13 protein-coding genes and 1 pseudogene are annotated in these 14,090 nt (G+C 55.7%); 1 reads left to right on the top strand and 13 read right to left on the bottom strand.

Features of this window, described 5'->3' with window-relative positions; translation table 11 throughout:
• Window positions 1–2: 2 nt before the first annotated feature.
• The 12 genes from PYR65_RS29290 to PYR65_RS29235 form a co-directional block, all read right to left on the bottom strand.
• A complete protein-coding gene (locus PYR65_RS29290) occupies window positions 3–695 on the bottom strand; it encodes an ABC transporter permease (RefSeq protein ID WP_276122401.1) in 693 nt (230 codons plus the stop codon).
• 2 nt (window positions 696–697) lie between these two features.
• Window positions 698–1,489 carry an ABC transporter ATP-binding protein gene (locus tag PYR65_RS29285; protein ID WP_276122400.1) on the bottom strand — a complete coding sequence of 264 codons (792 nt, stop codon included), beginning with the start codon at window positions 1,487–1,489 and terminating at the stop codon, window positions 698–700.
• A 168-nt stretch (window positions 1,490–1,657) separates the two neighbouring features.
• Window positions 1,658–3,013 carry an FAD-binding oxidoreductase gene (locus PYR65_RS29280; protein WP_276122399.1) on the bottom strand — a complete coding sequence of 452 codons (1,356 nt, stop codon included), beginning with the start codon at window positions 3,011–3,013 and terminating at the stop codon, window positions 1,658–1,660.
• On the bottom strand, window positions 3,010–4,656 hold the full coding sequence (locus PYR65_RS29275; RefSeq protein WP_276122398.1) for a 5-guanidino-2-oxopentanoate decarboxylase: 1,647 nt from the start codon (window positions 4,654–4,656) through the stop codon (window positions 3,010–3,012). Before PYR65_RS29275 ends, PYR65_RS29280 begins: the two co-directional genes overlap by 4 nt.
• Window positions 4,656–5,855, bottom strand: coding sequence for a M20 family metallopeptidase (locus tag PYR65_RS29270; protein ID WP_276122397.1), 1,200 nt, complete (start codon window positions 5,853–5,855; stop codon window positions 4,656–4,658). The genes PYR65_RS29275 and PYR65_RS29270 overlap by 1 nt, the downstream gene beginning before the upstream one ends.
• 146 nt (window positions 5,856–6,001) lie before the next feature.
• Window positions 6,002–6,673, bottom strand: coding sequence for a GntR family transcriptional regulator (locus PYR65_RS29265; protein WP_276122396.1), 672 nt, complete (start codon window positions 6,671–6,673; stop codon window positions 6,002–6,004).
• A gap of 150 nt (window positions 6,674–6,823) precedes the next feature.
• Complete coding sequence (locus PYR65_RS29260) at window positions 6,824–8,122, bottom strand: class-III pyridoxal-phosphate-dependent aminotransferase (protein ID WP_071207794.1); 1,299 nt, start codon at window positions 8,120–8,122, stop codon at window positions 6,824–6,826.
• Window positions 8,123–8,133: 11 nt separating this feature from the next.
• Window positions 8,134–8,514: a nuclear transport factor 2 family protein gene (locus tag PYR65_RS29255; RefSeq protein ID WP_276122395.1), complete on the bottom strand. Its 381-nt coding sequence runs from the start codon at window positions 8,512–8,514 to the stop codon at window positions 8,134–8,136.
• Between the two features lie 49 nt (window positions 8,515–8,563).
• Window positions 8,564–9,517, bottom strand: coding sequence for an agmatinase (gene speB / locus PYR65_RS29250; protein ID WP_276122394.1), 954 nt, complete (start codon window positions 9,515–9,517; stop codon window positions 8,564–8,566).
• Between the two features lie 60 nt (window positions 9,518–9,577).
• Window positions 9,578–10,333, bottom strand: a complete 756-nt coding sequence (locus PYR65_RS29245) for an ABC transporter ATP-binding protein (RefSeq protein WP_276122393.1) — start codon at window positions 10,331–10,333, stop codon at window positions 9,578–9,580.
• A 9-nt stretch (window positions 10,334–10,342) separates the two neighbouring features.
• Entirely contained in the window at window positions 10,343–11,188 is an 846-nt protein-coding gene (locus PYR65_RS29240) for an ABC transporter permease (RefSeq protein WP_276122392.1), read from the bottom strand.
• 41 nt (window positions 11,189–11,229) lie between these two features.
• Entirely contained in the window at window positions 11,230–12,204 is a 975-nt protein-coding gene (locus PYR65_RS29235; RefSeq protein WP_276122391.1) for an ABC transporter substrate-binding protein, read from the bottom strand.
• Window positions 12,205–12,527: 323 nt separating this feature from the next.
• Between PYR65_RS29235 and PYR65_RS29230 the strand changes: the two are divergent.
• Window positions 12,528–13,420, top strand: a pseudogene (locus PYR65_RS29230) (AraC family transcriptional regulator N-terminal domain-containing protein).
• 46 nt (window positions 13,421–13,466) lie between these two features.
• Here the strand turns inward: PYR65_RS29230 and PYR65_RS29225 are convergent.
• Window positions 13,467–14,090: a LysE family translocator gene (locus tag PYR65_RS29225; protein WP_276122390.1), complete on the bottom strand. Its 624-nt coding sequence runs from the start codon at window positions 14,088–14,090 to the stop codon at window positions 13,467–13,469.

Below are 14,090 nucleotides of genomic sequence, written 5' to 3'. Positions count from 1 at the left end.
TCTCACCTGGACTTCGGTTGGGGGTTATAGCGATGCGTGAGGATGTGAAAAACAGCCCCGGAAATCATTGTGATAATGAGATATAGGATCATCGCCACTCCCATGAACACGAACATATGACGGGTAGTTCGTCCGGCTTGGAAACTATTGAAGACCATGTCCTGAAGACCGATCACCGAGACTAGAGCGGTGGTCTTCATGAGGATCTGCCAGTTGTTGCCGATGCCCGGCAGCGCATAGCCTAGAAGTTGCGGCCAGATGATGCGCGTGAACAGGCGCCACCGCGACAATCCGAACGCCAGTCCAGCCTCGATTTGCCCTTTTGGAATAGCAAGTGCGGCGCCACGGAAGGTTTCAATCATGTAGGCGCCAAAAATGATCGCGATCGTAATTGTGCCAGCCCCGAAGGCACTCACTTCGACGTAGTCCCAAAGGCCCGTCGTCGCGCCTAGTTGATTGAGCAGCATCTGGCCGCCGAAGTAGAACAGAAGCATCAGGACAAGATCTGGAACACCCCGGATGAGTGTCGTGTATGCCGTGACGATATTTCGTGAAAACCGGCTTCCCGTCAGGCTGAACAGCGCTCCCAACAATCCGATGGCAAGTGATCCTGAGAGGGACAGGACCGCAACTGCGATGGTCACGGCCGTGCCGCTCAGGATCAGCGGGAGGTATATCTTAACGAGGTCCAACATCGTCAGGCCCTCGAGCGCGCGAGGAACTTTTGAAGATGTTCCGATCTCGGGTTGAGGAGAACTTCTTCCGGCGGTCCGTGCTCCTCGAGCAGGCCGTCTCGAAGATACATGACCTCCGTGGAGACATCACGTGCGAATGCTATCTCGTGCGTAACGACAAGCATGGTCCGCCCTTCCTCGGCCAATGCGCGCATCACCTTTAGGACCTCACCCACCAGTTCCGGATCGAGAGCCGACGTAGGCTCATCGAACAATAGCACATCGGGATTCATTGCTAGCGCGCGAGCGATGGCCGCTCTCTGTTGCTGCCCCCCGGACAGATGCGCCGGATAATAAGAACGGCGGTCAAACAAGCCAACTTTGGCAAGTGTTTCGTCTGCACGCTGAACGGCTTCTTTCCGTGGCACGCCAAGCACCGAAATCGGCGCTTCAATGACGTTTTCCAGCACGGTCAGGTGGGGCCAAAGGTTGAAGCTCTGGAAAACCATGGCGAGCTTTGAGCGAAACCGCGCAAGTTGCTTGCTGTTCGCCGCCTGCATTCCGCCATGGGGATGTGACCGCAATTGGAGACGTTCACCCTTTACGTGGATAGAGCCAGACGAGGGGCGCTCGAGGAGATTGGTGCATCGGAGGAAAGTGCTCTTCCCGGAACCGGATGCTCCGATGATCGAAATAACATCGTGATCTCTTGCGGTGAGCGAGATCCCTTTCAAGACCTCAAGAGCGCCAAAGCTCTTGTGGATATTGTCTATTCTCAAGGCCTCGGCTGGAGCGCCAACGATTTGAATTGCCATTGTTCCCTCGTCTTGTTTCTTCTTCAATAGTTGGAACAATTGCGAGTGAAGAGCCCGATGCTTCAAACAAAGGTTTGAGAGTGTGCCACGCCCCACGTCCGGCGTATGCCAATCGTGCCCGGTCGCAGCTCGCAGCCCGCAGCCCGCAGCGGGCAAGCGCGCGGACGGTTATTTACGAGTGCGATACTGCACGTGCGGATTTAGGATGCCAACAGGATCGAGTACTGCGCGAATCGCATTCATAACACCGATCTCCTCAACAGAACGTGATCGCCATAAATGGTCGGCCTTTTCCCGTCCTATCCCGTGCTCTGCAGAGACCGAAGTTGGCCAATAGTCGGACAAAGTCTCGTACACACATGTTTCGATTATGTGATCAGCTTCAGGGACCATATTATCATGCCCGATCATGAAATGGACATTTCCATCTGCGAGATGTCCAAAATTATAGGGCACGGCATTCGGCAACGCCTCCCCGAGGCGCTTCTCTACCTTCTCCACGTAAGTGGCGTAATCCTGTGGCCTCATGCTGACATCGAAGGACAGCACGCGCGGGTGGCTCGTTTCAATAAATTCGGAGCCATCCCGAATAGACCAGAAGGCCTCCTGGCCGGATCGCGAGTCGGCCAGGGCGCTTTCCTGGATGAGGTCGACGTCGTCGAGTGAACGCACGAGAACGTCTTGTGCGGAGATATCAGCATCAACACCTTCGACTTGTGCAAGTATGTAGATTGGAAACGCGTCGGACAGGGGCGGCGGTGAACCTTTCAAGATTGCTTTGCTTACAGTCTTGAAATAGCGGTTCCACATTATTTCCATTGATAATAAAGACTGGCCGCACCGGTGCTCGAGTGTCGCCATAACTGCCAATGCATCGTCTAGACCGTTCAGAGCCAGGAGCACGCTCGCAGTGTCAGATGATGGCCGCGACAACCTCAGAACCGCTTTTGTGACAACACCAAGTGTTCCTTCCGATCCGACGAATAAATGCTTCAAATCGTAACCGGTATTGTTCTTAACGAGACCACCCATATCCGAAAGGATGCGCCCGTCGGAAAGAACAGCCTCAAGCCCCACAATATTAGCTCGCGTCATTCCGAAGCGGACGACCGAGTTGCCACCGGCATTCGTCGCAATGTTTCCGCCTATCGTGCAACTGCCCCTGGCGCCGAAATCGACCCCATATCGTAACCCGTGTTCAGAAACGAAACGATGAATCTCCTCCAGCTTGACGCCGGCATCGACGAACAACAGCTTTCGTATTGGATCAAGCGAGTGGATCTTGCTCAGTCGTTCGGTTGACAGGCCAATCACCGAACCAAACAAATCTGTCCCCCCCACAAGTCCGGTCATACCTCCAAGGGTCACGACGGGCACTGCCTGTGCGTTCATGGTTGCAAGGCAGCGAGACACCTCCTCGGTCGAACCCGGTCGAACCACAAGTCGCGGTCCGTCCGGGCTGGAAAACACATGATTCGGACCGACGATTCCTTCCAGAAGGTCTTTGATACCGTCTGTTGTCATGGACGGCCCAGCCCCGAAAACATGTCCGCTTCGCTGTCGATCTGGAGAACGGTGGGTTTATCGCGGCGGAACGCCGCGGCCAACTCGTCACCGAGTTGCTCAAGATCGTCGATCTGGACCGCGTGGCAACCAAAGCCACGGGCAATCATCAAAAAGTCCGGCGTGTAGAGATCGACGCCAACAGTAGGAATTCCCGACGCGATCATTGCGTCGCGAATTTCTCCGTACGCCCGATTATTCCAAACAATTATCGGTAGGGCGAGATTGTTTTCTACAGCGGTCGTCAATTCCTCGATCGAATAGAGGAAGCTCCCATCTCCAACGATAGCGAGGACTTCACGATCGGGCTTGCCAATCTTAGCACCGACGGCTGCGGGCATAGCGCTTCCCAGAGTGCCGTACCCATTGGGAAATAGCCACGTTCCGGGCGTGCTCGTGGGGTAGTAGTGATTTCCCGTATAGGCGAGTTGAGTGGAATCGGCGCAGATGATCGCATCCGGCTGCAGCGTCTTAGCGAGAACATCGAGGACGAGCTTGTGTTTGAGCGACTCGGCCGACCAGCCGGCATCATTGGCATTTTTGGAGTTGATTGCCGCCACCCTTGCCTCCACCGAACCATCATCTGGAGTTGTCCCGCCCTGGCATTTTTCGAGCAGTGCATCCAATGCCGTGCCTGCATCCGAAAAAATTGCAATTGTGGGACGATAATTCATGGTGAGTTGCCTGGGATCGATATCGATACGGATCAGCCTGCCATTTATTTTGTAACTCCGACCGGTATAGAGCAAATCGGTCTCGCCGAGCTCGGTACCGACTGCAAGCACGACGTCCGCTTCGGCTAGCGCATTAGCAGTTGCCTCGAAAGGCAAGCCGGAACCCAGAGATAATGGATCGCCTTCCTGCAATATTCCCTTGCCGGTATTGGTGGTTACGACCGGGATGCCGAGCCGGCGCGCCAAGAGGCGGACTTTCTCGGCCGCGAATCGTGCTCCGCCGCCAGCTATAATCAGAGGGCGCTTGGCGTCCAGCAGCATATTTGCTGCCTCCGCTATTGCCGCAGGTTGCGGCCCAGGACGATAGACAGTTGGTTTGGCTCCTGATGGTACCGGCGCAGCGGATGCCAATAAATCCCGTGGGATTTCGATTAGTGAAGGACGCGGCCGCCCGACTTCGATCAGGGACATCGCTCTGTGAAAAATCTCTTCGACGTTCGAAGCATCAAGGAGCGTATGCGAGAACGCGGAAATCTGCTCCTGCACTGCAGACTGCGACTTGGTTTCGTGCAATGCGCCGCGACCGACACCGATTTCCGCGATGAGGTTATTTGAGGCGATGACAAGCATCGGAATCGAATCCGAGTATGCTTCGGCGATGCCAGTCGATGCATTCAAAACGCCTGGGCCCGTGATGAGCATGCATGCAGCCGGACGGCCAGTTGCAAACGCATAGCCATAGGCCATGAAGGCAGCTCCCTGCTCGTGCCTTGGCGTGACGTGGCGGATGTTGCGGTCGGGCAGGGATTTGTAAAAGTCGACGGTATGTACGCCGGGAATTGAAAAGATGGTGTCAACTTCATAGGTCTCCATCAATCGCAAGATGGCGTCCGCTACAGTGGTTTTTTGCGTCTTTGTTTCCGTGCTCATCAGAGTTCACCGCCTTTCGTTATCGCCAGCACAGCACGAGCGATCTTGCGAGCCGCCTCTGTGATGTCCCGGGTCCCAATATGTTCTTCAGGCGTATGTGCCCAGTTTTCGTCACCCGGGCCGAGACCGATGGTTGGAATACCCGCTTCATTCATGAAGGTACCATTGACGCCAAAACGCCAGGCGGAGATCAGAGGCTTTGTACCATCGACATCCTCTGCAGCGACGATCGCTGCCCGGGCAACGGGACTATCCTCGGATGTATACATAAGCGGATAGTGATTGATCAGTTCGACGGTCCATTCGGTTCCTTCGCCATCGGGGTTGGTCGATCGAAGGATATTTGCGATTTCGGTCTTGCAACTATCTGGACTTTCCCCGCGGACATATCTGCGATCGACTCGCATCGTCACGAGATCGGGAACGACGGCCGTTCCATTGTCGGGCGAGGAGTGCATGCCCGTGATCGTGACCGTTGCAGGCCCCAGAAGGTTGTCTTGGTTGAGACCTTCAGCGTAGTGCTGGAGCTGATCGATGAAAGACGTGGAGAGGTAGATGGCATTGACGCCGTTCGACGGCTCGGAAGCATGGGAAGTCCGGCCGCTAAGCTTAACTTCAAATTCCAGTTTGCCACGGTGGCCGAGGTAAATTTGGCCCTTTGTCGACTCGACGGAAATTCCGAAGTCGGCTCGCAATCCGCCCTGAATGACGGATTTTACGCCATTTGGAGAATCCGTCTCCTCTTCGATGTCCGCGACGACGATCACATCCCCGCCGGGCCTCAGCCCTGCGCGCTTCAGCGCGCCAACGGCATGGACTGCCGCAATGACATTGCATTTCATATCGCAAGAGCCACGGCCGAATATCGCAGTACCCTCTTCGCCCCAGCGCGACGCATCAACGAGTTCGCCGGAAAAGGCGTTCTGCATCGCACCAACCGGCACGTGATCGATGTGACCGTTCACCATGACGGACGGTCCGCTGTCGTCGCCAAACACAATCCCGATCACATTGCCATTCTGGTCGATTTCGACCTTGTCGAATTGCTGGGCTCTCATCTGCTCAGCCACAAAACTGGCAACCATAGCTTCCTGGCCCGTCAGACTTTCAATCTGCACGACCTTCTGGCACGCTTGAATGAGGACGTCGTTGTCGATCGCCTGATCTATGGCCGCGCCGACGGTGTTTTTCTTTAACAACTTGCTATCTCCCATATTTGTCGACTGTCGACAATAAAATTACAACGTCCCACCCTATAGTTTTAGGACTTAACGCTTGTTCCGAAAGTCAATTGCGCCAAACTATGGTTTGAGCGCCGCTAATGTTGGCGACCCCAGACCCAGTTTCACGATTTGGAGAATGTCTCCAGCGACGTCATGATATGCCGCGTTAGTGCTTCGCTCGCCCGTGCCGGATCGCCTGTCTCTATCGCCTCGACAAGCGGTTCATGCTCTCGCGCGACGTCGACAAGATTTCCATAGGAGGCGTTGTCGATGGTCAACGCTAGCCGCATGTGATCGAAAAGCAGACCTGCAATTTTCTGAATGTAGGGGTTATCAGCCATCCTCCAGAGCGTCTCATGGAAGACCAGTTCCGCTTCGACGAGACCGGGAAGATCCTCTGCCTCAGCTCGATCGGACATGGCGGTTATGAGACGCCGCAACTCTGCGATATCTTCTTTCGAGTGCCTCTTCGCCACGGCTTGTATTGCCAGTGACTCGATTGAGTTCCGAACCGCATAAAGCTCACGGATTTTGTCTGAGCTCATTTGGATGACAGAGGGACCGAAGTGTGTCCTGTTCTCTAGAAGGCCTGCTTCCATGAGGCGGTTCACGGCTTCACGTACCGGGGCCCGGCTGATTCCGAGTGAGCGGGCAATCGTCGCCTCAACAAGCCGTTCACCCTGCGGCAGTTGGCCCGAAAGGATGCGAGCGCGCAGGTCGAAATACACCTGGTTCGCAACAGAATGCCGCTGGATTACCAACGGACCCGGCTCCTCTTTTTTTATCGTCCCCATATATCGCTGCTCCTCGGCGCCGGATGAGTTGTTTAGCATTCTCACCCGGCTTTATGTCAATCTGCACCAAAATTCGATCGATAAGCTTCTAATTGGTCAAAAGTTTCGATCAATTCGAGCGCAAAAAGATTGCTGTGCGCCTGCCTGTGATCAGGCAGACTTGCGAGCCGGCACCCGGCCTTGCCCAACTATGCCGGCGGCCTTGTCCAACGCTGAGACGACTTCATCGGCTTGTTCGTTGGTGAGAACCAGCGGAGGGAAGAGTTTCAGCCCAGGAGGATCGATCTCGGACACGCTGTGGCACAAGACACCCTCCGCGAAAATCTCGCGATAAAGAGCCCGCCCGGCATCACGGCTGGTGAGCCCGATCGAGATCGCCAAACCGAAAGACGAAACTTTGGTCAGGATGCCTGGATGGCGTTGGCAGACTTCACCGAGCTTCTGCGTAAGATAGGCGCTGACCGACTTAACGTTTTCAAGCAATTCCGCGCTGGATGCGACTTCGAGCACCTCCGCTGCCACGACGCAACTGATTTCATTGCCACCGAGGCTGGAAATATAAGCGAAGCGGTGTTGGTTCATGCACTGTTCGTAGATGTCTTCTCGCATAAGCACCGCGCTTGCCGGGTAGAGGCCTCCCGAGAGGCCTTTACCGGTAATCAGCATAGCTGGCTCGATGTCGTACTGCTCGGTTGCCCATAGCGTACCAGTACGCCCGAGACCTGCCCGTGTCTCGTCGATGATGAACAGGATCCCGCGCTCTTTGCACAAGCTCGAAGCCGCCTCGAGGAAGCCCTTGGGTGCTGGCGCAAACGTCTCATAGTCCATCGGCTCAATGATAAAGGCGGCGATGTCTTTCGTCAGAAGGCGATCCAACTCTTCCGTATCGCCAAAGTTCTCCAAGAAGCTGGCATGTGTGGGGAGATTGTAGTGATCGATAATGCCTTCTTCGGGCGAGCCAGTGACGATGGCAGCAAAGCCAGTGTGACCATGGTAACCGTGCCGGTAGGCTAGCATGCGTTGACGCTTGGTCACCCGGAAAGCAAACATGGTCGCCAGATCGACGGAGAGCGTCGAGCAAAGTGTGACGACGCTTCTGTTGAGAGATGGCTTAGGCGCCAATTCCGCCAGCCGATCCTGAAGTTTGAGGTATTCGGCATTGGGAACGGACCACAACCCAGTATCGCGCCCATCATCGAGCGCCTTCTGAAGTGCCTGCAGAACTCTCGGATGCCGATGGCCTAATGCATGGACTCCGCCGCCTGCTCCGCAATCGATCAGCCGGCGCTGGCCTTCGACATCCCACATATACACACCTTCCCGCCGGCCGATGACAAACTCTGCTCCCTTGGCAAGCTGCCGCTCGGCGTTGGAGCGCCACGAACGCTCGATGAATGCACCAAAGATCTCGGCGCTTGTGTTGAGGGATTCTTGCTTCACTTGGGTCATGCTTTTCCGCCCTATTTTTTGTTATCAATGAGTGTGTAGTGCCAGACCTTCGCAACGATCTCCCAACCGTCTGGCGTCTTCACGAGCGTCAGTTCGTCAGTGAACAGCTTGGGCAGGAAGATTTCGCGCACCCGAAGGTGTGCCGTGGTTGGCGTGGGCACCTCGAGTAGGATGATTTCATCCTGCCGCGGGTCGTTTCGCGAAGCCGGAGATGCGCGGCCGCGCACGATCGTAAGATAGTCCTCGACATTCATGATTACGGGCGCAGCGTCTGCGAAGCTGTAAAGCGTAGCAGCGGGATGGAAAATCGTCGCAAACAGATCGGCGTCGCCATTGTAAAGCGCGTCGAAATATTTGTTCGCGATGTCACGGATTGCATTTTCGTCGGACATGGAGCCCCCTTTGGATCCTGGTTTCTGAAGGACGGAGTGCCAACCAGTTCTACTTGCGGTCGGAATGAGCGACAGCCGCAAGGCAGGTGAGTTCGAACATGAGGTTGGCTGCGTTGATGCAGGTAATCCCGGTGGGATCAAGCGATGGCACCACCTCGCAGATATCACCTCCAATGAGGTTCATGCCGTTAAGGCCCCGCAGGATCATTTGTGCGTCGCGCATCGCGATGCCGCCAGGCTCGGGAACGCCCGTTCCTGGCGCGTCTTTCGGGTCGAGCCCATCGATGTCGATTGAAAAATAGGTCGGGCTGGTTCCGATAACCCTTTTAATTTCGTCGATGACTTTTGCGCGACCCAGGTCCTCAAACTCGTCCATCGTCACCATACGGATCCCGACCTTCGAGCCATACACAATGTCATCGTCGCCATAGCGCGTGCCACGCAGACCAATCTGGATAATCCGTTTTGGATCGAGCAAGCCTTCCTCGACTGCACGGCGAACGAAAGTCGCGTGGTTGTACTTGGTACCCATGAATTCGTCGAAGGTGTCAGAGTGAGAGTCGATCTGCACCAGGCCAACCGGCCCATCCTTTGCTATGGCGCGAAGGATGGGCAGTGGGATCGTGTGGTCGCCGCCAATGGAGATTGGAATGGCGCCGGCCGCGTGCACTTTTGTGTAGAACTCTTGGATGAGATCGACACTTTTTTCGACACTCAGCGGATGGGTCGGTGCATCGCCGACATCAGCGATGTTTGCAAGCCGGTAGGGCGCAACGCCTGTTGTCGGATTGACCTGCCGGATAAGTCTGGATGCTTCACGCACCCCAGCAGGACCTTGGCGCGCACCGGAACGATAAGTCGCGCCAAGATCCAGCGGCACACCCACGAGAGCGATGTCCACTGAGGAACTCAGGTCGGCGCGCGCTGCACGCATGAAGGTCGCGATCTCCGCGTATCTTGGAGTGACGGAAGAATCGACGGGCTGAAAATTTTGGTCAGTCATGTTTACCTCTTTATGAGCAGACGACGTTGTTGAAAGATGGAAACCCAGTAGGCGAAAGCCTTAATGCCGCAATAGATGGAGCATCCTCTTGCGATACTGCGTGAACTCGTCACTCGCCACGACATCTGCACTGCGCGGCCGCGGCAGTTCGATCTTGAAATCTTCGATGATGCGGCCAGGACGGGCGCTCATGACAAGGACACGATCGGCAAGAAAGATTGCTTCCTCGATGTCGTGAGTGACGAAAATAACTGTACTTTTTTTGCGAGCCCAAATTTCCAGCAGGAGTTCCTGCATACGGGAGCGGGTTTGGGCGTCGAGTGCGGCGAACGGCTCGTCCATAAGCAGGACATGGGGTTCCATCGCCAAGGCACGGGCAATCGCCACACGCTGGCGCATGCCGCCAGACAGAACTTTCGGATATTGCTGGGCATAGTCCGTCAGGCCAACGATCTCGATAAGTTCATCGGCGATCTTGCTGACTTTCGATGCGGACCAACCATTTAACCGCGGACCGAACTCCACGTTTCCACGCACTGTAAGCCACGGATAGAGGGAGTAGTTTTGAAAGACCATGCCCCGATCCGGGCCTGGATGAGCCACGGATTTTCCTTCGACGACGACCTGTCCTGTCGTGGCCTCGATAAGGCCACCGACGACATTCAGGAGCGTCGATTTCCCACAGCCTGACGGACCAAGTAGACAAATAAACTCACCTTGCTCGATTGTGAGATTGGTATTGGCCAAGGCAATCTGCGCTGCCTCACGGTGCCGGCCAAATTCTACGCTTACGTTGTCAACCAAAACTTGAGACATGACACACCTTCAATAAAGATAGGGGAAGAGCTTGCGGTGCGCGAAGCGAAATGCCAGGTCGGTCAGGATCCCGAGAAAACCCACAGCCACAATGCCCGCGATAACCTGGTCTGTGAGAAGGAACCGCTGGGCCTGCAAGATTGCGATGCCCATGCCGGAGTCGGCTCCGACCAGTTCGGCAACGATCACGTATGTCCAAGCGATGCCGGCTGTAATCCGCAGTGAATCCATGATGCTTGGTACGCATGCCGGCAACAAGACTTTAAAAAAGACCTGCCGCGAATTGGCTCCCAGCGAATACGCGCTGTTCATCAGGTCGCTCGAAACGCCTTCCGCAATCGTCACGATGAAAAGTGCAAGCGGAAAGAACGTTCCGATGAAGATGACCGCTATCTTCTGCGACTCATTGATTCCCAACCAGATGATCATCAACGGAACGAACGCTGTCGCTGGCAGGTAGCGGGCCGTACTCAAAAGGGGCTCGAGCAGCGACCGGAAGAAGGGAAAGTTGCCGATGAGGATGCCAACTGGGATTGCCACCGCCGCCGCGATCAGAAATCCACCGAAGACGCGATAGGCGCTCGACCAGACGTCGACCAGATAACCTTCGAAAGCAACCATCTCGAACAGGCGCTTTGCAACGGCGATCGGGCTTGGGAGGAAGAATGGCTGGATGAGGCCAGCCTCCGTAACGATCAGCCATATAGCAAAAAAGAGAAAAATGCCGAAAGCTGAGATTGTGGTGCGTTCGCGCGATGAGAGCGAAGCGCGCGGGCGCATGTAAGTCTGAATTCGGCGGAAAACCGGATTGCTGGGGCGTCTCTTAGAGATGCCCTTGATATTTTCTGATGCCATAATGGCTGCGGTTACAGATTGTCGCACTAGGCCCTCCCAGGTCAGTTTGCAAGTTCGGATGCCAGCCCCACGAGCTTCCCGACGTCCGGTGTTCCCCGCAATACGCCGATCCGGTGATAAAATTTACCCGCGTTTGTGACGAGCTTGCTCGCGGGGCTATCAGTTCCCGCAAAGAAGTCAGCATTGTCCTTTGCAGTGAAAAACCGTACGTCACTGAGGTTTCCCTCGAGCGTTTCTTTGGACATTTTCAGGTTCCGGGCAATGATCTCATTGGCGGCTTCGGGGTCTTCTTTCATGAAGTCGACGCCTTCGAAGTAGGCTTTCGCGAACGCCTTGAAATCGCCGGTGTGTTCCTTGGCGAAGTCGGTTCTGGTTGCGAGAGCGTCGACGATTAGGCCCGGCATTGACTTTGTATCGATAAGGACTTTTCCAGAATTGCTAGCCGCCGCCTTGCCAAGCCAAGGCTGCCACGTAACTGCCGCATCGATGCTACCCGCCACGAACGCGGCGCCGGCGTCGCCAGATTTCATATCGATCGCCTTGATGTCGTCGATTGTCAGCCCGGCTTTGTCGAGCGCCTGAGAAAGTAGAAATTGCGAGACGGATCCCTTTTGGACGCCAACTGTGCGACCTTTTAGGTCTGCGACTGTCGCAATGTCCTTCTGTGCGACAATTCCGTCGCCACCGGAGGACTCATCGAGCGTCAGCAGAAGTGACAGGTCGGCGCCGTTCCCTGCGAAAAGGCTGAAATTGTCGACTGTCGATGCGACTACGTCGATCTGTCCGCCCTGCATTGCAGCCAATGCATCTGATGACGCTTCGATAATTTTCAGATCGACGTCCAGGCCGGCTTTTTCGAAGAAGCCTTTTTCCTTCGCAATGTAGAGGGCGCCGTATCCGATCCACGTGGAATGCGCGATTGTGAGTTTTTGCGCGGCATTAGCATAGCTTCCGGCAGCGGGCGACAAGGTGATGGCGACAGCGCTCGCGATTGCGAGCCGCGTGATGGCGTTCATTTCTATTCCCCTTTGTTTTTAGGTCGACTGTCCTCTGTCGACAATCTTTTCGTCTCACATTCTAAAGTCTCGGTCAACACCATTTCTTGCCAGTTGATCGAGGTTTTGGCGTTACAGCCAACATGCCGACTAGTTTGTGAGTGCTCGGGTTCGATTACCTCTGACCGAAACCGGATACCCTGGTCCGGAAGCTTGGTCGTCGAAAGCAAGCAAATTTTGTTAATAGAGAGAGGATGAGACTATCAAGCAGCCGAAATCGACTGCCGTCCAAGCCGGCTCGCGCTTTACTACGCTCATCGACCCTAAGCATCGGATGACACACTATGAGCAGCACCCTGCTTGAATGCGTCCGCCGCTATGCTGATGCCAATGCCGACAGGTTCGGCGTCGCGCAGACACCGATTCCGGGCTTGTTTGCCATGCGCGCGACGGCTCCGAGCGAAATGCAGTATGCGATCTCGAAGCCGCTGGTGGCGCTTGTTCTACAGGGCAGCAAGCGCGTCACCATGGGCAGCACGACGTTCGATTTCGGCGCCGGCGACTCTCTTCTCATTGCGGCCGATGTTCCGAACGTCAGTCAGATCACCCGCGCGAATGCTGGTGTGCCCTATTATTCGCTGGTCCTCGACATCGATCCGGCGGTCACGCAATCGCTTGTTCTGGAAATTGGCGTTGCGCAGACGGAGACCGCTGTTCACATTCGCGTCGACCCGACCGAAGCGGAAGTGGCTGACGCAGCTCTTCGTCTCATGCGTCTCCTTGATCGCCCGAACTCGATCCCGATCCTCCAAGACCAGTTGGTGCGGGAGATGCACTATTGGCTGCTGAGCGGCCGACACGGAGAGGGCATCCGTGCGCTCGGTTTCGCCGACAGCCATGCCAACCGTATCGCAAAGGCCGTGGCTGTTTTCAGGGCCGAATACGCTGAGGCGCTCCCGGTGGAACGTCTGGCTGAAGCTGCCGGATGAGCATTTCATCATTCCACCAGCACTTTCGCGCGGTGACCTCGCTCCCGCCCCTGCAGTTTCAGAAACAACTTCGTCTCATCGAGGCCCGGCGAATGATGATCTCCGAGGGCGCAGCGATCAGCAATGCGGCCTATGCGGTCGGCTATGAGAGCATTCCCCAGTTCACACGCGAATACGGCCGGTTGTTCGGTTCGTCTCCGGCCAAGGATGTTCGAGAGAGCGCTGGCAAATCCCAGATCGCTGCTTAACTTGTTCCTACCCGGCGCAGGTGTTCTCCGGGGTAATCTCGCGGGATCACAGCTTTTCAGCTATTAGTCGAAGACCAAAGCCCGCGAGAATCGTACCCACGGCGCGTTCGATCCAGATTCCAAAACGCTCGAAAATCCGGCGGGCTGGAGAGGTTGAAAACAGGACTATGACAAGGCCGTACCACGTGATCTCAAACAGAAAGCCACCCGCGAGGACAAGAAGCTTGGTGGAGGCTGTGGCACTCGTCGGAATTACGACCGCGTACAGGCTGACAAAAAATGCAATACACTTTGGGTTCGCGAGATTAACGATAGCGCCGCTACGAAGACCGGACCAAAGGCTTCCAACGCTGCCCGAGGTGTTTTGGTAGGTGCTGGGGTTTGCGTTTAACCACGCTTTCAGCCCCAGATAGACCAGGTAGCAACCCCCGGCTATCTGGAGGCCCGCCGAGAGCCATCCGATCCGCGTCAAGAGCAAAGCGAGCCCCGTCATCGTGAGAATGGCGTAGAGTGTCGAAGCAAAAGCCAAACCCAATGTAGCGCCGATAGCACTTTGTTTCGCGCCGGATACAGCCATTCTTGACACTAGAGCGAAGTTCGGGCCGGGACTGACCACTCCCGCCACATAGAGGCCTAGAGCAGTGGCTATGATGGGCAGGTCAAAATCCAT

Origin of the sequence: Pararhizobium qamdonense (genome assembly GCF_029277445.1) — a bacterium.
GTDB classification, from domain to species: Bacteria; Pseudomonadota; Alphaproteobacteria; order Rhizobiales; family Rhizobiaceae; genus Pararhizobium; species Pararhizobium qamdonense.
This window is presented reverse-complemented; position numbering and strand designations above follow the sequence as displayed.